General features: G+C 68.8%; 21 protein-coding genes and 1 tRNA gene. 10 read left to right on the top strand and 12 right to left on the bottom strand.

The genetic code is table 11. The features are described from left to right. The first annotated feature begins 235 nt into the window (after positions 1–235). The gene (locus tag WT53_RS02445) at positions 236–1,393 is read left to right on the top strand and encodes a cation diffusion facilitator family transporter (RefSeq protein ID WP_034209560.1); all 1,158 of its coding nucleotides are present in this window, start codon (positions 236–238) and stop codon (positions 1,391–1,393) included. Between the two features lie 52 nt (positions 1,394–1,445). Here the strand turns inward: WT53_RS02445 and WT53_RS02450 are convergent, their stop codons facing one another. The 3 genes from WT53_RS02450 to WT53_RS02460 form a co-directional block, all read right to left on the bottom strand. Then, on the bottom strand, positions 1,446–1,916 hold the full coding sequence (locus WT53_RS02450) for an Lrp/AsnC family transcriptional regulator (protein ID WP_006477376.1): 471 nt from the start codon (positions 1,914–1,916) through the stop codon (positions 1,446–1,448). A 79-nt stretch (positions 1,917–1,995) separates the two neighbouring features. After that, on the bottom strand, positions 1,996–2,655 hold the full coding sequence (locus WT53_RS02455; protein ID WP_034209559.1) for an exonuclease: 660 nt from the start codon (positions 2,653–2,655) through the stop codon (positions 1,996–1,998). Then, a complete protein-coding gene (locus tag WT53_RS02460; protein WP_034209558.1) occupies positions 2,652–3,296 on the bottom strand; it encodes an MBL fold metallo-hydrolase in 645 nt (214 codons plus the stop codon). The genes WT53_RS02455 and WT53_RS02460 overlap by 4 nt, the downstream gene beginning before the upstream one ends. A 655-nt stretch (positions 3,297–3,951) precedes the next feature. On the opposite strand from WT53_RS02460, the gene WT53_RS02465 reads away from it, so the two are divergent. Next, positions 3,952–4,563 carry a septal ring lytic transglycosylase RlpA family protein gene (locus WT53_RS02465; protein ID WP_034209557.1) on the top strand — a complete coding sequence of 204 codons (612 nt, stop codon included), beginning with the start codon at positions 3,952–3,954 and terminating at the stop codon, positions 4,561–4,563. Between the two features lie 78 nt (positions 4,564–4,641). Here WT53_RS02465 and rsmI read toward each other — a convergent pair whose 3' ends face one another. Further along, positions 4,642–5,520 carry a 16S rRNA (cytidine(1402)-2'-O)-methyltransferase gene (gene rsmI / locus WT53_RS02470; RefSeq protein WP_060258315.1) on the bottom strand — a complete coding sequence of 293 codons (879 nt, stop codon included), beginning with the start codon at positions 5,518–5,520 and terminating at the stop codon, positions 4,642–4,644. Between the two features lie 46 nt (positions 5,521–5,566). Here rsmI and WT53_RS02475 point away from each other — a divergent pair, with 46 nt between their 5' ends. From WT53_RS02475 to WT53_RS02495, 5 genes are all read left to right on the top strand, one after another. Then, positions 5,567–5,995, top strand: a complete 429-nt coding sequence (locus tag WT53_RS02475) for a YraN family protein (RefSeq protein WP_179948983.1) — start codon at positions 5,567–5,569, stop codon at positions 5,993–5,995. Between the two features lie 126 nt (positions 5,996–6,121). Further along, entirely contained in the window at positions 6,122–6,706 is a 585-nt protein-coding gene (locus tag WT53_RS02480) for an SIS domain-containing protein (protein WP_034209554.1), read from the top strand. Between the two features lie 17 nt (positions 6,707–6,723). Next, a complete protein-coding gene (locus tag WT53_RS02485) occupies positions 6,724–7,524 on the top strand; it encodes a BON domain-containing protein (RefSeq protein ID WP_034209553.1) in 801 nt (266 codons plus the stop codon). Continuing rightward, positions 7,521–7,883, top strand: a complete 363-nt coding sequence (locus WT53_RS02490; protein ID WP_034209552.1) for a c-type cytochrome — start codon at positions 7,521–7,523, stop codon at positions 7,881–7,883. The genes WT53_RS02485 and WT53_RS02490 overlap by 4 nt, the downstream gene beginning before the upstream one ends. A gap of 66 nt (positions 7,884–7,949) precedes the next feature. Next, positions 7,950–8,025: transfer RNA gene (locus tag WT53_RS02495), tRNA-Ala, on the top strand. Between the two features lie 68 nt (positions 8,026–8,093). Here WT53_RS02495 and WT53_RS02500 read toward each other — a convergent pair. The 4 genes from WT53_RS02500 to WT53_RS02515 all read right to left on the bottom strand — a co-directional run bounded on the left by WT53_RS02500 (position 8,094) and on the right by WT53_RS02515 (position 12,546). Beyond that, the gene (locus WT53_RS02500) at positions 8,094–8,405 is read right to left on the bottom strand and encodes a hypothetical protein (protein WP_060258321.1); all 312 of its coding nucleotides are present in this window, start codon (positions 8,403–8,405) and stop codon (positions 8,094–8,096) included. Between the two features lie 142 nt (positions 8,406–8,547). Next, positions 8,548–9,945, bottom strand: a complete 1,398-nt coding sequence (locus WT53_RS02505; RefSeq protein WP_059830043.1) for an enolase C-terminal domain-like protein — start codon at positions 9,943–9,945, stop codon at positions 8,548–8,550. A 62-nt stretch (positions 9,946–10,007) separates the two neighbouring features. Beyond that, entirely contained in the window at positions 10,008–11,348 is a 1,341-nt protein-coding gene (locus WT53_RS02510) for an MFS transporter (protein WP_034209550.1), read from the bottom strand. A gap of 214 nt (positions 11,349–11,562) precedes the next feature. Next, the gene (locus tag WT53_RS02515; RefSeq protein WP_034209549.1) at positions 11,563–12,546 is read right to left on the bottom strand and encodes a LysR family transcriptional regulator; all 984 of its coding nucleotides are present in this window, start codon (positions 12,544–12,546) and stop codon (positions 11,563–11,565) included. A 40-nt stretch (positions 12,547–12,586) separates the two neighbouring features. On the opposite strand from WT53_RS02515, the gene WT53_RS02520 reads away from it, so the two are divergent. The 3 genes from WT53_RS02520 to WT53_RS02530 all read left to right on the top strand — a co-directional run bounded on the left by WT53_RS02520 (position 12,587) and on the right by WT53_RS02530 (position 15,520). Next, positions 12,587–13,318 (top strand): glutathione S-transferase family protein, encoded by a 732-nt coding sequence (locus WT53_RS02520; RefSeq protein ID WP_060258324.1) that lies wholly within the window; start codon positions 12,587–12,589, stop codon positions 13,316–13,318. 216 nt (positions 13,319–13,534) lie between these two features. Further along, positions 13,535–14,161, top strand: a complete 627-nt coding sequence (locus tag WT53_RS02525; protein WP_060258327.1) for a DUF2239 family protein — start codon at positions 13,535–13,537, stop codon at positions 14,159–14,161. Between the two features lie 15 nt (positions 14,162–14,176). Continuing rightward, entirely contained in the window at positions 14,177–15,520 is a 1,344-nt protein-coding gene (locus WT53_RS02530) for a carotenoid oxygenase family protein (protein ID WP_060258331.1), read from the top strand. Between the two features lie 13 nt (positions 15,521–15,533). On the opposite strand, the gene WT53_RS02535 is transcribed toward WT53_RS02530, so the two are convergent. Genes WT53_RS02535 through WT53_RS02550 form a run of 4 tightly spaced genes read right to left on the bottom strand, consistent with a single transcriptional unit; the run spans position 15,534 to position 19,791 of the window. After that, on the bottom strand, positions 15,534–16,700 hold the full coding sequence (locus WT53_RS02535) for an ABC transporter permease (protein WP_060258334.1): 1,167 nt from the start codon (positions 16,698–16,700) through the stop codon (positions 15,534–15,536). A gap of 8 nt (positions 16,701–16,708) precedes the next feature. Then, on the bottom strand, positions 16,709–17,860 hold the full coding sequence (locus tag WT53_RS02540) for an ABC transporter permease (RefSeq protein WP_060258337.1): 1,152 nt from the start codon (positions 17,858–17,860) through the stop codon (positions 16,709–16,711). Between the two features lie 21 nt (positions 17,861–17,881). Next, a complete protein-coding gene (locus WT53_RS02545) occupies positions 17,882–18,580 on the bottom strand; it encodes an ABC transporter ATP-binding protein (RefSeq protein ID WP_034209543.1) in 699 nt (232 codons plus the stop codon). A 5-nt stretch (positions 18,581–18,585) separates the two neighbouring features. After that, on the bottom strand, positions 18,586–19,791 hold the full coding sequence (locus WT53_RS02550; protein WP_034209542.1) for an efflux RND transporter periplasmic adaptor subunit: 1,206 nt from the start codon (positions 19,789–19,791) through the stop codon (positions 18,586–18,588). Between the last annotated feature and the right edge of the window lie 150 nt (positions 19,792–19,941).

A 19,941-nucleotide genomic window follows, 5' to 3' on the forward strand; every position in this document is an offset into this window, starting at 1 on the left:
CTCTTCAAGAGAGCCGCGTGTCCGTCGAGGAGCGCGGCTTTTTTGTTTCCGGACACCGGCAGCGCCCGGCTGCGCCCGGCTGCGCCGTCATGAAAACGTAAGCATGTGTCGCGTGAATGAAAATGCGACACGTTCGTATAAGCGGTTGATTTAAATGAGAAATTTGTGGGTATTGGCTGGGCTCGCGGGGCGCCTTTGATAGAATTACGACTCGCACACCGATATCTCATATTTCATGTCCACGTTTTCCGGCGACGCGCAGAGCGCGGATAAGCACGCAGTCGCGCGCAAGAGCACGCTCGTCAGTATTGTCCTGAATGTCGTGCTTGCGACATTTCAGATCGTCGTCGGCGTGATTGCGCATTCGCAGGCATTGATTGCCGACGGTGTGCATTCGATTTCCGATTTGATCTCGGATTTTGTCGTGCTGGTTGCGAATCGGCATAGCGGCGCATCGCCGGATGCCGACCACAATTACGGCCATAGCCGCTACGAGACGGTCGCGTCGCTGTTTCTCGGCGCGATCCTGATTGCGGTCGGTATCGGCATGCTCTGGCGCGCCGGCGACCGCCTCGTTAATCTCGAAAACATTCCGGCCGTGCATTTTTCCGCGCTGATCGTTGCGCTGACGGTGCTCGTGTCGAAGGAAGCGTTGTTCCGCTACATGCTGCGCGAAGCGCGGCGCGTGCGCTCGGCGATGCTCGTCGCCAACGCGTGGCATGCGCGTTCGGATGCCGCGTCGTCGCTCGTCGTCGCGATCGGCATCGTCGGCAGTCTGGCCGGGGTGCGGCTGCTCGACCCGATCGCGGCGGCGATCGTCGGCTTCATGGTCGCGCGCATGGGCTGGACGTTCGGCTATGACGCGTTGCAGGACCTCTCCGACCGCGCGCTCGATACGGCCGACACGGCCGAAATCCGCGCGCTGCTCGCCGCGACGCCCGGCGTGCGCGACGTGCACGACCTGCGCACGCGCAAGATGGGCGATGCCGCGCTCGTCGATGCGCACATCCTCGTCGATCCGAAGATCTCCGTCTCCGAAGGGCATTACATCGCCGAGACCGCGCGGGCGCGCGTGCTGTCCGACCCGCGCGTGCTGGATGCGCTGATCCATGTCGACCCCGAGAACGACGCGGCGCGCCGTCCGGCGCTCGCGCTGCCGCCGCGCGGCGAGCTCGCGGCCCGGCTCGAGGCCGCGCTCGCGCAGCGCGGGTTGCACGCGGCGGCGATCAATCTGCATTACCTGAGTACGGGGCTCGAGGTCGACGTGACGCTCGACAGCGACCCGCGCGACGCCGATGCGGCGCTGGCCGGGCGGCTCGACGTCGAGACGCTGAAGCGCGAGTTCGGTGCGCGCCGGATCGGCTTCACGCGCACGTTGCCCGTGCAGACCTGACCGGGCAGCCGGCAGCCGCGAACGCGGCCGGCCGCAGGCGCGGGCCCGCGCGTTACAGCGGCAGTTGCGTGTCGAACTTGATTTCGCGCAGCACGACGCTCGTGCGCACCTGCGACACGGCCGGAATCTTGAAGATGCGTTCGTGCAGGAACACGTCGTAGGCCTTGATGTCCGGTGCGACGATCTTGAGGATGTAATCGGCTTCGCCGGTCGTGCTGTAGCACTCGGTGACTTCCGGGCAGGTCGCGATCTCGCGCTCGAACTGCTCGACGCCGCCTTCGTTGTGGCGCGTCAGGTGCACGTGCGCGAGCGCGCAGACGTGCAGGCCGAGCTTCTCGCGATCGAGCAGCGCCGTGTAGCGCTGGATCACGCCCGACTGTTCCATGTCCTTGATGCGGCGCCAGCACGGTGTGCTCGACAGCCCGACCTGATCGGAGATTTCCTGAACGGAACGGCGCGCGTCGAGCTGCAACAGGCGAAGGATTTTTTGCGAAAAGGAATCGAGCGTCACCTGCGCCTCCATGCGGCAGCTACAACACGCTGAATGTTAGAGGGCCGGGGAAGGAAAGGCAATCTGGCGACGCGCCGTTGAGCGAGATTCGCTAATTTGCTCGCGGATCCGTGGGATTTTGTCCCGCCCCCGCGCGATCCGACCGATCGGTATCCGACACGGCCAGACCCGCGAGCGCGGCCTGCTGACGGCGCAGGTCGGCGAGCATGTTGCAGAAGAGTGCGCCTTGCTCGATCGCGTCGTCGAGCGCGACGTGCGTGTGCGGATGGTCGTCGAACCAGTGCTTCGGAAAGCGCGGCTTGATCGCCTTGCGGTACGGCAGGCCCGTCATCGCGAACGCGAGCGTCTTGATGTCGAGCGCCGACCACGAGAACGGGCAGCGCCCCGCGAAACGCATCATGTACCAGAACATGAACGTGAAATCGAAGCCGGCCGGCATCGCGACGAACACCGGCTTGCCGGGCAGCGCCTCGACCCATTCGACGTAGGCGACCAGCGCCGTCTCGGGCGTCTGCAGGTCGCGCCGGCATGCGGCCCACGCTTCGGGTTCGGTTTTCCACCAGGCCTCCTGCACCGGATGCGCGTGCGCGCCGGGCAGGGTCTCGAGGTTTGCCGAGAACGTCGCGATCAGCTGCTTGTCCTCGGTATAGGCGGCCGACGCGAAGCTCAGCATCGAGTGCGGGCCGGGAATCGGGCCGTCGGCTTCGACGTCGGTGCTGACGTAAATTTCCGGGATGGCGGTCTGGTTCATCCGAATACCTTGTCGGACACGAACGGGTTCGTGCGGCGCTCGTCGCCGAACGTCGACACCGGGCCGTGACCGGGCACGAACGTGACGTCGTCGCCGAGCGGCCACAGCTTTTCCTTGATCGAACGGACGAGGTCCTCGTGATTGCCGCGCGGGAAATCGGTCCGGCCGATCGAGCCCGCGAACAGCACGTCGCCGACGATCGCGACGCGATGCGCGCGGCTGAAGAACACGACGTGGCCGGGCGTGTGACCCGGGCAGTGATAGACCTCGAGCGTCTCGTCGCCGAACTGCACTGTGTCGCCGTCGTTCAGCCACCGGTCGGGCTCGAAGCTGTCGGCGGCCGGAAAGCCGAAGCGTTCGCTCTGCATCGGCAGCTTCTCGATCCAGAAGCGCTCTTCTTCCTGAGGCCCCTCGATCGGCACGCCGTAGCGCGTCGCGAGCGTCTTCGCGCCCGCGCAGTGATCGATGTGCCCGTGCGTGAGCAGCACCTTCTCGACCTGCACGTTCTGCCGCGCGACTTCCTGTTCGATCCGGTCGAGATCGCCGCCCGGATCGACGACGGCGGCGCGGCCCGTCTTCTCGCAGACGAGCAGCGAGCAGTTCTGCTGGAATGGCGTGACCGGAATGAGCGTGACTTTCATGGAGGCACCGGCGGCTAAAAGGACCGATTGTACCGGTCGCGCGCGCCGCCTGCCGTGCGTGCGACGCATGCCGCGGCGTGCGGATGAGGGCATTCCCGGAGCATGCCGATTGTTACAGCCATAGCGAGAATCAATGGTCCGCCGGGGGCGCATTTCGAGACAAGGTTTTGATTTATGTATAATGCGCCCCATTGCGCGTGAATTTCACGCAATTCGCTGGTGTTTCGGCCCCGTTAAACGAGGCATCCGATTCACCGTCAAGCATCGGCCGCCGGGGAGTCCGGCGGTGTATCCAGCACCGAGCATTCGGTGCTCACGTCTTGTCCGGCCGGGTGCTGCGCGCCCGTCTGCGGCCCTGCTGCCGCGCCGCCGGATGAGGCCTGTGCCGCCGTTCCTGTGCGTTGGTCGTATCGACGCGCGCGAACGTGAAGCCATGTTCGATGGCGGCATGTGGGGTCTGGTCAGGCTGTTGGGGACAGGTTGCGCCAGACGTGAAAGCTAATCAGGACGGTTGCGGCCTAGACGAACGCCGCGCCCATGCTAGCCGCCTGCTCGCACTCGAGCGGGGCGTGCACGCATTTGCCGTCCGGGCCGCATCGCTGCGTTGTGAAGCAGCGTTGTATCGATGCGGCCCGAACCAGAAGGCGACACGTCGATGAATTTACGTTTTCCGAGCCGATTCGGAACCATTGCATTATTTTTTGCGCTGACGGGCTGTGCGGTGCCACCCAGCCAGACCACCGGCAGCGTGAGCCAGAAGAAGGCGGTCGACAAGACGGCCGCCGCCGCGAAGGCGGACGACGACAAGCAGCCGCTCAATTTCGATTCCGCGCTGGCATCGATGCCGGCCGCCGACAGCAAGGACGCGAAGAAGTCGTCGCTGGCGGACGCCGAGCCGATCGACGGCAAGGACGTATCCGATTTCCGCCAGACCGGCCGCGCATCGTGGTACGGGCGGGATTTCCACGGCCGCCGCACCGCGAACGGCGAGCGCTTCAACATGAATGCGTTCACCGCCGCGCACCGCACGCTGCCGCTGTCGTCGTACATCAAGGTGACGAACGCATCGACCGGCAAGTGGGTCGTCGTGAAGGTCAACGATCGCGGGCCGTTCAAGCGCGGCCGCGTGCTCGACCTGTCGTACGCGGCGGCCAAGGTGATCGGCCTCGTGCACGCCGGCACGGGCCGCGTGAAGATCGAAGGGCTGTCGCCGCAGGAAGCGCGCGAGGCGCGCGACGAAATGTTCGCGTCGATCTCGGCGAAGTAACGCGGCGGATCGTCCGCTCATGCACGAAGGGCTGCCTGCCGGCAGCCCTTTGTCGTTTCCGCGCGCCGGCGTCGCGTGTCAGCCTTTCTTCAGCACGAGCGCACGCGCATACAGCGTGTTGCGCGACGCACCCGTGAGTGCGGCCGCGAGCCTGGCCGCGCTCTTCACCGGCACCTCTTCCAGCAGCAGCCTGAGCAGCGCGTCGTGCGCGGTATCGTCGGCTTCGCCGCTTGCCGCCGGCGCGCCTTCGACGACCAGCACGAACTCGCCGCGCTGCCGGTTCGCGTCGCCGGCGAGCCAGCTCCGTCCTTCGGCCAGGGTGCCCTGGAACAACTCCTCGTGTAGCTTGGTGAGCTCGCGCGCGATCAGCAGCCGGCGCGTGGGGCCGAACGCGTCGGCGAGCGCGGCGACGGTTTCGGCGATCCGGTGCGGCGCTTCATAGAACACCAGCGCGTACGGGTGCGAGGCCAGCGCCTGCAGCGCGGTCGCGCGCTGCTTCGCCTTCGGCGGCAGGAAGCCCGAGAACGTGAACGCGCCGGCCCAGTCGCCGGCCACGCTCAGCGCGGTCACGGCCGCGCTCGGGCCCGGCAGCGGAACCACCGTGAAGCCGGCGGCGCGCACGGCGTCGACGAGCCGCGCGCCGGGGTCCGAGATGCCGGGCGTGCCGGCGTCCGACACGTAGGCCACGCGTTCGCCGCCACGCAGCAGCTCGATCACGCGCTGCGCGGCTTCGCGTTCGTTGTGCTCGTGCACGGCGACGAGCGGTTTCGAGATCCCGTAGCGGGCGAGCAGTTGGCCCGTGTTGCGGGTGTCTTCGGCCGCGATGCGGTCGGCTAGGCCGAGCACGTGCAGCGCGCGCAGCGTGATGTCGGCCGTGTTGCCGATCGGTGTGGCGACCACGTAGAGCGCGGCGTCCGGGTAGTGCTGCGTATGCGCGAGTTCGAGGAGGGCAGTCATGGCAGGCAAGGCACGCAATCGCGGCACGAACGGAACAAGGACGGCATTGTGCCACGCGGCGCCGGCCCGACCGGATGGCGCGCGCGGTCGGCCGCATTCGGGCGACAACTTTTCCGGCGCGGCGCGATCCAAGCCGGTCGGTGCAGTGTTCGAGCAGCGCGCACGGCAGTTTCTCGAGCGCCGCGGTCTCGGGTTCGTCGCCGCGAACGTGACGATGCGCGGCGGCGAGCTCGATCTCGTGATGCGCGAGCCCGACGGCATGCTCGTGTTCGTCGAGGTGCGCGCGCGGCGCAGCACCCGGCATGGCGGCGCGGCCGCGAGCGTCGGCTGGCGCAAGCGGCGGCGTCTGGTCGCGGCCGCGTTGCAGTTCTGGTCGCGGCACGGCGCTGGCGCCGCGTGCCGTTTCGACGTCGTCGCGTTCGAGGCCGGACGGCTTGCGTGGCTGCGCGACGCATTTCGTACCGACGATGCGTAGCCGCGAGCTGTGACGAGATGTAAAGAGTTCTTGCCGGACCCCCGGAGAGGGCGCCGGAGTACGGTAAACTCGCCGCACCCACGATGTCGCGCGAGTTGTGCCGCGCGCCCAGTTCACCAGGAATCGATGTCAGTCGAACGTATTCAGCAACAATTCCGCGACAGCGCCGCGCTTCATGCCGAAGCGGCCGACGCGCTGTCGCTGCCGATCGCAGCCGCGGTCGATGCGATGTTCGCCGCACTGGCGAACGGCAACAAGATCGTCGCGTGCGGCGACGGCCCGTCGGCCGCCGCCGCGCAATACCTCGCCGCGTCGCTCGTCGGCGGTTTCGAGCGCGAGCGTCCGGGCTTGCCCGCGATCGCGCTGGCCACCGACGCGTCGCAGGCCGGCCTCGCGGGCGCGGCGGCCGTCGAGCAGTTGTTCGCGCAGCAGGTGCGCGTGCTGGGCCAGACGGGCGACGTCCTGCTGGTGCTCGACGCGGGTGGCGCATCGCCGCGCGTGCTCGCGGCGATCGACGAAGCGCACGAGCGCGAGATGACCGTCGTCGCATTGACGGGCGGCAACGGCCACACGGTCGCGGCGGCGTTGTCCGACACCGATATTCCGATCAGCGTACCCGCCGTTCGCGCGGCGCGCATCCACGAAGTCCATCTGCTGACCATCCACTGCCTGTGCGACGGCATCGACGCGATGCTGCTGGGTGAGGATTGAACGAAGGAGAGCCGTCGATGAATCAAAGCCGCGTCAAACAGACGCTCGTCAGAACCACGCTGCTCGCCGCGCTGACGGCGGGCCTCGCCGTGTCGCTGCAGGGTTGTGTGCTCGGAGTCGTGGGCGCTGCGGCGGGCGGCGGCGCGCTGATCGCGACCGATCGCCGTACGCTCGGCGCGCAGACGGAGGATCGCGAGATCCAGGTCAAGTCGCTCACGCAGATCAACAACGGGCTGCCGGACCAGTCGCACGTCAACGTGACGGTGTTCAACCGTCGCGTGCTGCTGACGGGCGAAGTGCCGAACGATGCGTCGAAGCAGCGCGCCGAGGAAATCGTGCGCGGCATCAACAACGTGAACGGCATCGTCAACGAGCTGTCGGTCGAGCCGGCGTCGTCGCTGTCGTCGCGCGCGAACGACTCGTACCTCGAAGGGCGCGTGAAGTCGGAGCTGATCGCGACGAAGGGCATCTCGGCGAACTACTACAAGGTCGTCGCCGAACGCGGCAATCTTTACCTGATGGGCCTCGTGACGGTGGATGAAGGCAATCGCGGTGCGGAAGCCGCGAGCCAGGTGCCGGGCGTCGAGAAGGTCGTGAAGGTGTTCCAGTACGTGAAGCCGCAGGACGCGCAGGCGCTGCAGGACGCGTCGCCCGCGAGCGGCGCATCCGGCGCGCAGGCGGCCGCCGCGCCGGCGGACAGCGCGACGGTCGGCGCGGTGCCGGACGCGTCGGTGCAGTCCGCGCCGCTGCAGTCGCCCGCGCCGATCTCGAATTCGTCGAGCGTGCATCCGGGCAATCCGAAGGCGAAGGCGCAATGACGGGCATGCGGATGAAGCAGATGAAACGATGGATGGTGCAGGGCGCCGCGGCTGCGGCGTTCGCGGCCGGCACGCTGGGCGTCGCGCATGCGGACGTCGGCGACGGCCTGAAGGTGGCGCGCAGCAACGCGTGCATGGGCTGCCACGCGGTCGACCGCAAGCTCGTCGGCCCGTCGTTCAAGGATATCGCCGCGCGCTACAAGTCCGATCCGCAGGCCGTGGCCAAGCTGTCGAAGAAGGTGAAGGACGGCGGCTCGGGCGTCTGGGGCGCGATTCCGATGCCGGCGCATCCGCGCATGAGCGATGCCGACGTCCGTTCGGTGGTCGAATGGGTATTGGCGGGGGCGCCGTCGAAGTAACGCGACGGGAGTGACGTAACCCCTATTGCCAAGCGCGGAAATGCGTGTGTATGATGGTCGACTGTTGGGGCGGTAGCTCAGCTGGGAGAGCGTCGCGTTCGCAATGCGAAGGTCGGGAGTTCGATCCTCCTCCGCTCCACCAACGGAATTTGAAAGGCCCGATCGCGAGATCGGGCCTTTTTGTTTGTCCGCGGGAGCTCGGCCTGCGCGCTAAGTCGCCAATTCATGGATCACCCTGAACGTCGGCACCGACAACACGGCGAACCCCGCCGTCATGACCGCGAGCACCGCGGTCCTCTTCCGCAGCAGCGCGCAGAGGGCGATCGATAGTCCATACAACACGCAGGTCAGAATGACGATCCACCACAGCGCCGCGTAGCCCGCCCCGCCTTCGAAGTTCGATACGTTCTGCGTGATCCGGGTCGCGAGATACCCGGCGACGGCCATGCTCGCGGGCAGGCACAGCACTGAATACAGCACGAGGACGATGATCTGTCGCGGTGTCGGCTCGGATGACGTCATGGCGAGGGCGTTCTTTTGCGGATGGACGAAGGCGCCCGACCGCCCGCCGCGCAGGCCGATTCAGGCAGCCGGCAGAATGCGGCCGTTTGCCGCGTCTGGCAACCGCCACCCGTCACGCCACCCGCCGTCCCCCCACTCCACACTAAACCCGCCCGAAACTCGGCCGCTTCGGATCGTACGTCCACCCCGGCACCAGATAACGCATCGCGACCGCATCGTCGCGCGCGGTGCCACCCACCTCGTTGTACAGCGCATGCGCGGCCTCGACCTGCGCCATGTCCAGTTCGATGCCCAGCCCCGGCCGTTCCGGCACGGCCACCTTGCCGCCGACGATCGCGAGCGGCTCGCGCGTGAGCCGCGCGTCGCCTTCCTGCCAGATCCAGTGCGTATCGATCGCGGTGATCGTGCCGGGCGCGGCCGCTGCCGCATGCGTGAACATCGCGAGCGACACGTCGAAGTGGTTGTTCGAGTGCGAACCCCAGGTGAGCCCCCAGTCGCGGCACAGCTGCGCGAGCCGCACCGAGCCCTGCATCGTCCAGAAATGCGGATCGGCGAGCGGAATGTCGACCGCCTGCAGCCGCACCGCATGATCCATCTGCCGCCAGTCGGTCGCGATCATGTTGGTGGCGGTCGGAATCCCCGTCGCGCGGCGGAATTCGGCCATCACCTCGCGGCCCGAATAACCGCCTTCCGGCCCGCACGGATCTTCCGCATACGCGAGCAGGTGGCCTTGTCCGCGGCACAGCGCGACGGCCTCGTCGAGCGACCACGCGCCGTTCGGGTCGAGCGTCGCGCGCGCGTCGGGAAAGCGCGCCTTGATCGCCGCGATCGCTTCCATCTCGTCGGCGCCGGCCATCACGCCGCCCTTCAGCTTGAAATCGGCGAAACCGTAGCGCTCGACCGCGGCTTCGGCCTGCCGAGCGATCGCGGCCGGCGTCAGCGCCGCTTCGTTGCGCAGCCGGAACCACGGCGCCGACGCCTGCGCTTCGTCGCGATACGGCAGATCGGTGCGGCGCCGGTCGCCGATGTAGAACAAATACGCGAGCATCGGCACCGCGTCGCGCTGCTGGCCTTCGCCGAGCAGCGCCGCGACCGGCACGTCGAGGTGCTGGCCGAGCAGGTCGAGCAGCGCGGCTTCGATCGCGGTGATCACGTTGTCGAGCCGCAGGTTGATCTCGTGCGGCTGACGCAGCACCGCCGCCTCGCCGGCCGACGTCACTTCGTGGCGAATCGTGCGTCCGGCGCCGGCGCCCGCGCCGGACAGCGCCGCGCGCACCGCGTTGAGCGTGGCCTGGTAGCGTCCGATCGGCTGCCCGACCACGAGATCCGTCATGCGCTCGAGCGCGTGGCGGATGCCTTCGCCGCCCGGCACTTCGCCGACGCCCGTATGCCCGCTGCCGTCGTCGAGGATCACGAGGTTGCGCGTGAAGTACGGCGCGTGCGCGCCGCACAGGTTGAGCAGCATGCTGTCGCGGCCGGCGACGGGAATCACCTGCATGCGGGTGACGCGCGGGGTGCCGGCACGGCTGGGTTCGGACATCGGTTCGCTCCTGGTTCCGGTGGCGTGCGGGCCGCCGGACGCGCCGGCGCGGCCCGCGCCGTTCATTGAAGCTCGACGCGGCGGATCTCGCCGACGACGAACAGGTAGCAGATCACGGCGACGAGCGCATGCGCGACGACATAGACGAGCGCGCCGTTGAACGAGCCGCTGCGGTCGACGATATAGCCGATCGCGATCGGCGTCGTGATGCTGGAAAGATTGCCGCACGTGTTGAGCAGCGCACCGCTCAGGCCGGCGATCTGGCGCGGCGCGGTGTCGGCGTTGACGGCCCAGCCGAGCGCGCCGAGCCCCTTGCCGAAGAACGACAGCGCCATGAACACCACGACGAGCACGTGCGAATCGGTGTAATTGCAGACGATCATCGACATCGACAGCAGCATGCCGATCACGATCGGCACCTTGCGCGCGACCGACAGCGACCGGCCCTGCCTGAGCAGCGCATCGGACACGACGCCGCCGAGAATCCCGCCGAGGAACCCGCAGACGGCGGGGATCGACGCGACGAGGCCGGCGTTGAGGATCGACATCCCGCGCGCCTGCACGAGATAGACGGGGAACCACGTGATGAAGAAGTAGGTGAGCGCGTTGATGCAGTACTGCGCGACGTACACGCCGACCAGCATCCGGTTCCTCAGCAGCGCCTTCACGTGGCGCATCGACGGGCCGCCGTCGCGCCCGCCCGTCGCCTGGTCGATGTCGACGAGCGCCCCGCCTTCGGCGAGGTAGTCGAGTTCCGCGCGGTTGATGTTCGGGTGATGCTTCGGGTCGTACATCGTGCGGTTCCACACCAGCACGAACACGAAGCCGAGCACGCCCATCACCGCGAACACCGACTGCCAGCCGAACGCATGCACGAGCCAGCCCATCAGCGGCGCGAACACGACGGTCGCCGCGTACTGCGCGGCGTTGAAGATCGCCGACGCGGTGCCGCGCTCGGGCGCCGGGAACCACGCGGACACGATCCGGCTGTTGGCGGGGAACGACGGCGCCTCGGCCGCGCCGACCAGGAAACGCAGCCCGAACAGCAGCGCGAACGCGGCCGCCCCGCCGAAGAAGCCGATCCCGCCTTGCAGCAGCGTGAACAGCGACCAGAAGAAGATGCTGAATGCGTAGACGATGCGCGAGCCGTAGCGGTCGAGCAGCCAGCCGCCGGGCAATTGCGCGATCACGTACGACCAGCCGAACGCGGAAAAGATGAAGCCCATCTGCACGTGGCTCAGGTGCATCGAGCGGGCCAGCGCCGGGCCCGCGATCGCGATGGCGGCGCGATCCGCGTAGTTGATCGTCGTGATCGCGAACAGGACGGCCAGCACCAGCCAGCGCACGCGGGTGCGCCGGGCCGTTGCCGACGCGGACGCCGGCAGCGCGTGAAGCGGATTCATGACTCGTCTCCTCCGAAGGGCGGAAGGTGCCGTCGTGCGGCAGGCGCGTCGGGTGCGCGCGTGATGGGTGTGGATGCCGCCGACGGGAGGCCGGGCACCGGACGCCGATGCAGGCGGGGCGTCCCGGCCATTCTGTCATGTCGACATTTGCGCTTTCATGCCAATTGCTGACTTGATCGATTCAGCATTTGAATCGATCGAAGGCGGCGCGCGGTCACGCGTGCGCGTCGTCCGGGCTGTTGCGGTGGCGGCGCGCGACGTGCTGCGCGAGAAACTCGACGGCGGCGCGCACGCCCGGCAACTGGCCGCGCCGATGCGGCATCAGCAGCGTCGTCGTGACGGTGCCGGCGCACCAGCCGGGCAGCACGCGCACGAGCGTGCCGGACGCGAGCGCGGCCCCGGCGATCCAGTCGGGCAGGCAGGCGAGGCCGAGGCCGGCCGTCGCCGCCTGTAGCAGCAGCGTCGATTCGTCGGCCTGCAGCCGCAAGCGCGGCGTCACGTCGACGGCGTCGCCGGCATCGTCGAGGCGCTGCAGCCGCCACGGCTGCGGCCCCGGGTGGAGCCCGTCGTGCCGCGCGAGATCGGCCGGCGTGTCGGGCGTGCCGGCCCGTGCGAGATAGGCCGGCGCGGCGACGACGACGATCGGCGACGCCGCGAGCGGCCGTTGCACGAGCGCGGAATCGGGCAGCGGCGCGAAATGGCTGCGCACCGCGATGTCGAAGCCTTCCTGCGCGATGTCGACGAGGCGGTCGCTCGCATGAATCTGCAGCAGCAGCTTCGGGTGCGCGATCGCCAGCGCCGGCAGGCACGGCGCGAGGATGTGCTGCGCGACCGGCACCGAGCTCGTGATCCGCACGACGCCGGCCGGCTCGGCGGCTTGCCGCAGCACCGCGTCGCGCGCGCTTTCGGCCTCGATCACGGCGGCGCGCGCATGCTCGAAGAATTCGGCGCCGACCGGCGTGAGCCGGAAGCTGCGCGACGTGCGATGCACGAGCCGCGCGCCGAGCGTGCGCTCGAGCTCGGCCACGCGCTTGCTGACCGTCGATTTCGGCAGGTCGAGCCGGCGCGCGGCCGCCGACATGCTGCCGGCATCCACCGCCTGCACGAACAGGTAGAGATCGTTCAGATTCACTTCCAGCGTCCACATGGAGAAACGACGGGTTTCGATTTTAGCGGCTACTGCGCCATCGTCCGCCATGGGAGCATGACGGCTCGTTCAACTTTCGCGGAATTCCCCGATGTCTCCGATCCTTCTCTACGGTATTCCCGCCGGCTGCTCGTTCGGCTCGATCGTCGCGCTCGAATGGGTCGCCCGCCCGTACCGGCTGTCGCGCATCACGATGCCGGGCGCCGTGACGAGCGACGTGTTCGTCGCGCTGAACCCCGTCGCCGAAACGCCGGCGTTCGTCACCGCGAACGGCGACGTGCTGACCGAAAGCATCGCGATCCTCGGCCATATCGGCGCGCAGGCGCTCGACAGCGGCCTCGCGTTTCGCCAGGGCAGCGCGGATTTCGACCGGCTGAACCGGATGCTGGCGTGGCTGAACACGACGTTCTTCAACGCGTTCGGTGCGCTCTGGTACGTGTACGAACACGACACCGAAGGCGCCGAGAAAGCGGCGCTGCAGGCGTACGGTCGCGGCAAGGTGCTGAAGGCGCACCGGCAGCTCGAAGCGCTGCTCGAACGCGGAGAAGGCCCGTGGCTGCTGGGCGCGCGGCGCACGCTGGCCGATGCGTACTTTGCCGGGATCGCGCGCTGGGCCGACTATCACGCGGTGTTCGAGCGCAATGCGTTCCCGCGTGTCGCCGCGCTGCGCGCGCGGCTGGCCGACGATGCGGGCGTGCGGTTCGCGCACGCGATCGAGGAAAACCTGCCGCCGCCGGTGTCGTCCGCGTTCGAGGGGCATGTGTCGCTCGACGACGCGTTGGCCAGCGCGCGCGGCATCGCGGTGCCGGCGCGGGCTGCCTGATCGGCCGCCTCGGCCACCTCGGCCACCTCGGCCAACTCGGCCAACTCGGCCAACTCGGCCAACTCGGCCAACTCGGCCAACTCGGCCAACTCGGCCAACTCGGCCGCGCATCAGGGTGGAATCCGCTGGCGATATTTTTACCCGGACAATATTGACATCCAATTAATACCCGGATAAAAATAGCGTCATTCCGATTCCAGCCCGAGGGCGACCGCCATGACGACTTCCACGCTCCTTCCTTCGTACACGGCCTTCGACGGCCACCGGCGGCTCGCGTCCGGCCCGCTCGCGACGGTCGCGCTCGCGGTCCGGCAGGCGGCCGGCGACGCGATGCCCGGTTCGATCCTGATCTTCGACGACGCGACGGGCCGCTCGATCGACCTCGACCTGCGCGGCACCGTGGACGACATTCGCGCGCGCTATGCGGTGCCGTCGGGCGATGCATCCGGCGGCGCCGGCGAGCCGGCCGGCGCGGGCGAGCAGCGCGGCCGCGGCCGGCCGAAGCTCGGCGTCGTGTCGCGCGAGGTCACGCTGCTGCCGCGTCACTGGGAATGGCTCGGCGCGCAGCCGGGCGGCGCGTCGGTCGCGCTGCGCAAGCTCGTCGAGGACGCGCGGCGTACGCATGCGGCGGCCGACCGGCAGCGCGACGCGCAGGCCCGTGCCTACCACTTCATGTCGGCGATGGCGGGCGACCTGCCCGGTTTCGAGGAAGCCGCGCGGGCGCTGTATGCGAACGATCCGGCGCGACTGGCCGAGTGCGTCGCCGGCTGGCCCGACGACGTACGCGACCATGCGCTCGCGCTGGCGCGCGGCGACCTGCCGCCGTCCACCGAAGGCCACTGACGGAGCGCCGACGCCATGACCGTATTCGACCTGAACCGCGGCGCGATCGCGCCGGTCGCCGACGAAGTCGACCTCGTCGATCTGCGTGTGACGGGCGCCATTCCGCGCGAACTCGACGGCACGCTGCTGCGCAACGGCCCGAACCCGCCGGGCGGCCGTTTCGAAGGCAACGACATGCTGTCGTGGTGGCCGGAGGCCGCGATGCTGCATGCGATCGCGTTCGACGGCGGCCGCGCGGCCGGCTACCGGAACCGCTGGGCGCGCACGCAGCGCTGGGCCGCCGTGCACGCGCCCGGGCAAGTGCCGCATCTGCCCGACACCAATCCGAACGTGAGCGTGTTGCAGCATGCGGGCGAACTGCTCGCGCTGGCCGAGGGCGGCGCGCCGCTCGCGATCACCGCCGCGCTCGATTCGCTCGGCCTGCCGGCGCGGCATGCGGGTTTCGACGGCGGGATGACCGCGCATCCGAAGGTCGATCCGGTGACCGGCGAGCTGATCCTGTTCCGCGCGGACTGGCGTGCGCCGTGGCTGCGCTACGGCGTCGCGGATGCGCAGGGCGTGCCGCGCGTCGAGCTCGAGATCGAGCTGAGCGCGCCGTCGATGATGCACGACCTCGCGATCACCGAAACCCGCAGCCTGTTGCTCGACCTGAACGTCGGCTACGACTTCTCGCTGCTGAAGCAAGGCCACCGGATGCCGCTGCGCTGGCACGACGACCGGCCCGCGCGCATCGGTGTGATCCCGCGCCATGGCGGCGACGTGCGCTGGTTCGGCGTCGAGCCGTGCTTCATCCAGCACGTCGTGAACGCGTACGACTGCGACGCGTCGTGCATCGTGCTCGACGCGGTGCGCTATCCGTCGTTCCTGCGGCTCGACGCGCGCACGGGCCGCTTCGCCGACAACCCGGTCGGCGAGCTGTGGCGCTACGTGATCGATACGGCGAACGGGCTGGTCGACGAAGGACCGCTTGCCGACGGCGGCATCGAGCTGCCGCGCATCGACGAAAGCCGGACCGGGCGCCGCTACCGCTACCTGTATGCGGCCGAGCAGCCGAACAACGCCGAAATGCGCGGCGTGATGCGTTTCGATCATGTGCGCGGCACGACGATGCACTACGCGGTGCCGGCCGGCGACCAGAACGGCGAGCCGGTGTTCGTGCCGTGTCCGGGCCGTCGCGACGAAGACGAGGACGACGGCTGGCTGCTGGTGATGGTCTACCGCGCGGCGACGGATACGAGCGACGTCGTGATCCTCGATGCGCGCGCGATCGACGCGGGGCCGGTCGCGACCGTGCATCTGCCGCGTCGCGTGCCGGCCGGGTTCCACGGCGCGTGGGTGCCGCGCGAGCGTCGAACGTGAGCGGCGGCGCGCGTCACTGCGCGCGCAGCGCGTCGACGATCTTCAGCCGCGCGGCGCGCATCGCCGGCAGGAAGCCGCCGACGAGCCCCATCACGAGCGAGAACACGAGCGTCTTCACGACGATCGCGGGCGTCAGCACGAAGCGGAACGACAGGTCCGAGAAGGTCTGGAAGTTGGTCGTCGAGAACGACGCGAACTGCATCAGCGACGCACACGCGAGCCCCATCACGCCGCCGACGAAGCCGAGCAGCAGCGCCTCCAGCAGGAACGCGGCGAGCACGTTGGTGCGCTTGAAGCCGAGCGCGCGCAGCGTGCCGATCTCGGCCACGCGGTTCGCGACCGATGCATACATCGTGATCATCGCGCCGATCATCGCGGCGATCGAGAAGATCGTCGACAGCGTGATGCCGAGGATGTTGATGAACGTCGACAGCGCCTTCGACTGGTCGCCGTAGAAGGTCTGTTCGCGTTTCGCCTCGTCGGTCAGCCGCGGGTCGACGTCGATGTCGGCCTTGAAGCGCGCGAAGCCGTCGGCGCTCGGGATGCGCAGCACCATCGACGAATAGCTGGTGCGCCGGAACGACTGCATCAGCTGGTCGACGTCGCCCCAGATCTCCGAGTCGAAGCCGCTGCCGCCCGCGTCGAACACGCCGACGATGGACCAGTCGCGCTGCGCGAAATGCAGGCGGTCGCCGAGTTGCGTGCCGCTGAAGCCTTTCGCGATCGCGCTGCCGACGACGATCTCCGACGAGCCCGGCGCGAACGGGCGGCCGGCCGCGAGCTTCACGTGCGGCCGCAGCGCGAGGCCGGCCGGCGACACGCCGCGGATCACGACGTTCGACGGCTTGCCGGTCGAGGTCTTGACGAGCGAGATCAGCACGACGGCTTCCTTCGAGACGAGCGGCCGGCCGTCGGGGCCGAGCGCGACGGCCGGGTGCATCTCGAGCGCGTTGGCCTGCTGATGGTCGATCGAACTCTGGATCTCGGTCTCGGCGCCCTTGCGGATCACCACCGCGTTGTCCGCCTCGCCGGTCGACACGAGCGTTTTCGTGAGCCCCGCGTCGAGCATCTGCACCGTCGCGAACACGAAGATCACGAGCGCCATCCCGCCGGCCGTGAGCGCGGTGGTGAGCCGTCGGGTCCACAGGTTGCGCGCGATGTAGGTGAGCGGAATGGCCATGCGTGCCTCTATCCGATCGCCCGCAGGCCTTCGACGACGCGCACGCGCGCGGCCTGCCACGCCGGCACGAGCGCGGCCGCGAGACCGACCGCGACCGAGCACGCGGCCTGCAGCACGACCGTCTCGGTCGACACCTTGAACACCGGGAAGATGCCGCCGGCCGCCTGCTTGAACAGGCTCGCGGCGGGCGGCGTCGCGAGGATGCCGAGCGCGCCGCCGGCCACCGCGATCGCGACCGATTCGCCGAACACGAGCAGCGCGAGGAACCCGGGGCCGAAGCCGAGCGCCTTCAGCGTCGCGTATTCGGCCGTGCGCTCGCGCGCGCTCATCGCCATCGCGTTGGCCATCACGGCCACGATGATCAGGATCACCACGTACGACACGAGGCGGATCGCCGCGATGATCTGGTTCGACATCGCGACGAAGCCGAGCTGGAACGCCTGTTCGGTCTCGGTCAGCGTTTCGGCGAGCGAGTTCTTGAACACCGCGTCGACGTTGCGCGCGATCGACGCGCCGTCGTCGGGGTTCGCGATGCCGAGCACGAACACGCCGACCTGGTCGGCCTGCTTCGGCGTGCGCTTGCGCACCGTCTCGTTCAGGTAATCCCAGTGGAACACCAACTGGCGCGTGATCGTCGAATCGTCGCGGCCGTCGAGAATCCCGCGCACGACGAAGTCCCACGTGCCCGGATAGATCGTGCCCTTCAGCGGGATCACGTCGCCGACCTTGAAGCCGAACTGCGTCGCGAGCTGGCGGCCCACGAGGCAGCCGCGGCGGTCGCGGTCGTAGTCGGCGCGCTGCTGCGCCGGCAGGATGAATTCGGGATACAGGTCGAGATAGTTGTCCGATACCGCGAAGCTCGCGAAGAAGTTCTTCGGGTCGCGGTAGATGCCGCCGAACCAGTTCGAGCGGACCACGGTTGTCACGCCGTCGACGCCGCGGATCCGGCTCTCGTCGCTCACCGGCAGCGGAAACACCAGCGAGATCGCGTTGCGCGTGACGAGACGGCCGCTGGACGCGGCCGCCGCGCCCGCGTACCACGCGTCGACCACCGTATGCAGCAGCCCGAACGCGAGCACCGCGATGGTCAGCCCGAGCACGGTCAGGAGCGTGCGCAGCCGGTGCCGCAGCGCGTTGCGCGCGATCAGCTTCACGACCATCTTGCGCGCTCCCGCCGCCGGTCAGCCGGCGTGCCCATCGATCAGCTCTCCTTTTTCCAGATGGACGAGCGAGCGCGCGGCGCCGGCCGCATGCGCGTCGTGCGTCACCATGATGATCGTCTTGCCGAGTTCGGCGTTCATCCGCTGCAGCATCGCGAGCACGTCGGTCGCCGACGCGCGGTCGAGGTCGCCGGTCGGCTCGTCGGCGACGATCAGCACGGGATCGGTGATCAGCGCGCGCGCGATCGCGACGCGCTGCTGCTGACCGCCCGACAGCTCGGACGGGTAATGGCGCGTGCGATCGCCGAGATTCACCATGTCGAGCACGAGCTCGACGCGCTCGCGTCGTTCGCGGCGCGACAGGTGCGTGAGCATCAGCGGCAGCTCGACGTTCTCGAACGCGGTGAGCACGGGCATCAGGTTGTAGAACTGGAAGATGAAGCCGACGTTCGCGGCGCGCCATTCGGCCAGTTGCGCCTCGGCGAGTTGCGAGATGTCGAGGCCGCCGACGCGCAGCTCGCCGCTGTCGGGCCGGTCGATGCCGGCCACGAGGTTCAGCAGCGTGCTCTTGCCGGAACCGGACGGCCCCATCAGCGCGACGAAGTCGCCTTCGCCGATGTCGAGCGAGATGTCGGTGAGCACGGGCACGATCTGGTTGCCGCGCCGGTACGACTTCGCGACGTGGCTGATCTCGACGAGGGGCGGTGGGGCGTCGTTCACGCGCGCTACTTCTTCGCGACGGTCACTTTCGCGCCGTCCTTCAGCTTCGCGCCCGGCGCGAGCACGACCGTGTCGCCGGATTTCACGCCACGGATCGCCACCAGCTCGCCGATCCGCATGCCGCGCGTCACGGCCACCGCATGCACGGCGTCGTCCTTCACGACGAACACGACCGGCCGGCCGTCGCGCTCGACCACGGCGCTCGCCTGCACGGCGGTCACCGGCTGCCGGTCCTGCGGCGACGCCGGCTTCGACAGGAACGCGATCTTCGCGCTCATGTCGGGCAGCACGCGCTCGTCGCGGTCGACGAAGCGCACCTTCACGAGCACGGTGGCCTTCGAGCGGTCGACGGTCGGCACGATCCGCGACACGCGGCCGGCGAAGCGCATGTCGGGCAGCGCGTCGAGCTGGATCTCGCACGGCTGCTCGGCGCGGATCTTCGCGATGTTCGATTCGGCGACGTCGGCCTCGACCTCGAGCGTCTCCATGTCGGCGATCGTCACGACCGCGCCCTTGCTGTCCGACGCGGACGAGAACGGCGTGATGTTGTCGCCGACGTTCGCGTGCTTGGCGAGCACGATGCCGTCGAACGGCGCGCGGATCACCGTCTGGTCGACCGCGACCTGCGCGGCCTGCGCGTTCGCTTCGGCGGACGCGATCGCGGCCCGGTCGCTGGCGAGCGTCGCGCGCGCCTTGTTCACGCGCGCCGTGTCGGTGTCGAGCTGCGCGGCCGGCACGGCGCCGCGCGGCGCGAGCGCGGCGGTGCGGCGCAACGCGATCTCCGCATCCTTGAGTTCCGCCTGCGCGACGCCGAGGTTCGCGCGGGAAACCTGCACCTGCGCGCGCGCCTGGGCAAGCGACGCCTGCACGTCGCTGCTTTCGAGCCGCGCGATGATCTCGTCCTGCTTCACGCGCGTGCCTTCGAGCACGCCGAGCCATTCGACGCGCCCCTGGCCCTTCGACGCGACCGCGGCCTTGCGTTGCGGCACGACGTAGCCGGTCGCATTGAGCTGCGTGTCGTTCTGGTACGGGTAGGCGGACGTGACGGACGTGGTGTCGACGGTCGGCCGACCGGTGAGCGCGAGGCCGGCGACGATCGCGACGACGATCAGCGCGGCGGCGACCGCATAGCGGACCCACCGGCGCCGGCGCGGCACCGGTGCGATCGGACGCCGGTCTATTTTCAGTTTGTCCAGATTGTGATCGGGCAATTTGAGCGCCTCGAGACGGCGGCGGTCGTGTGACCGGCGCGATCCGGTTTCCGGGGAAAGGGACGGATGGACGCCAGTATAAGCGCGGCCCCGGCGCCGCGCGAGCCGGTTTGCGGCGCCGCGAGGCGGCGGCCTGTCCGGCCTGCCGGC

It is taken from the genome of Burkholderia sp. MSMB2157WGS (assembly GCF_001532755.1).
GTDB lineage: Bacteria > Pseudomonadota > Gammaproteobacteria > Burkholderiales > Burkholderiaceae > Burkholderia.

Excerpts from the sequence above, each read along its gene's own strand:
- WT53_RS02465 (WP_034209557.1), top strand. The coding sequence starts at position 3,952 with ATGAATTTACGTTTTCCGAGCCGATTCGGAACCATTGCATTATTTTTT.
- rsmI (WP_060258315.1), bottom strand. The coding sequence starts at position 5,520 with ATGACTGCCCTCCTCGAACTCGCGCATACGCAGCACTACCCGGACGCC.
- WT53_RS02510 (WP_034209550.1), bottom strand. The coding sequence starts at position 11,348 with ATGAATCCGCTTCACGCGCTGCCGGCGTCCGCGTCGGCAACGGCCCGG.
- WT53_RS02530 (WP_060258331.1), top strand. The coding sequence starts at position 14,177 with ATGACCGTATTCGACCTGAACCGCGGCGCGATCGCGCCGGTCGCCGAC.
- WT53_RS02460 (WP_034209558.1), bottom strand. The coding sequence starts at position 3,296 with ATGAAAGTCACGCTCATTCCGGTCACGCCATTCCAGCAGAACTGCTCG.
- WT53_RS02455 (WP_034209559.1), bottom strand. The coding sequence starts at position 2,655 with ATGAACCAGACCGCCATCCCGGAAATTTACGTCAGCACCGACGTCGAA.
- WT53_RS02535 (WP_060258334.1), bottom strand. The coding sequence starts at position 16,700 with ATGGCCATTCCGCTCACCTACATCGCGCGCAACCTGTGGACCCGACGG.
- WT53_RS02500 (WP_060258321.1), bottom strand. The coding sequence starts at position 8,405 with ATGACGTCATCCGAGCCGACACCGCGACAGATCATCGTCCTCGTGCTG.
- WT53_RS02540 (WP_060258337.1), bottom strand. The coding sequence starts at position 17,860 with ATGGTCGTGAAGCTGATCGCGCGCAACGCGCTGCGGCACCGGCTGCGC.
- WT53_RS02450 (WP_006477376.1), bottom strand. The coding sequence starts at position 1,916 with ATGGAGGCGCAGGTGACGCTCGATTCCTTTTCGCAAAAAATCCTTCGC.
- WT53_RS02505 (WP_059830043.1), bottom strand. The coding sequence starts at position 9,945 with ATGTCCGAACCCAGCCGTGCCGGCACCCCGCGCGTCACCCGCATGCAG.
- WT53_RS02520 (WP_060258324.1), top strand. The coding sequence starts at position 12,587 with ATGTCTCCGATCCTTCTCTACGGTATTCCCGCCGGCTGCTCGTTCGGC.
- WT53_RS02485 (WP_034209553.1), top strand. The coding sequence starts at position 6,724 with ATGAATCAAAGCCGCGTCAAACAGACGCTCGTCAGAACCACGCTGCTC.
- WT53_RS02515 (WP_034209549.1), bottom strand. The coding sequence starts at position 12,546 with ATGGCGGACGATGGCGCAGTAGCCGCTAAAATCGAAACCCGTCGTTTC.
- WT53_RS02480 (WP_034209554.1), top strand. The coding sequence starts at position 6,122 with ATGTCAGTCGAACGTATTCAGCAACAATTCCGCGACAGCGCCGCGCTT.
- WT53_RS02525 (WP_060258327.1), top strand. The coding sequence starts at position 13,535 with ATGACGACTTCCACGCTCCTTCCTTCGTACACGGCCTTCGACGGCCAC.
- WT53_RS02445 (WP_034209560.1), top strand. The coding sequence starts at position 236 with ATGTCCACGTTTTCCGGCGACGCGCAGAGCGCGGATAAGCACGCAGTC.
- WT53_RS02490 (WP_034209552.1), top strand. The coding sequence starts at position 7,521 with ATGACGGGCATGCGGATGAAGCAGATGAAACGATGGATGGTGCAGGGC.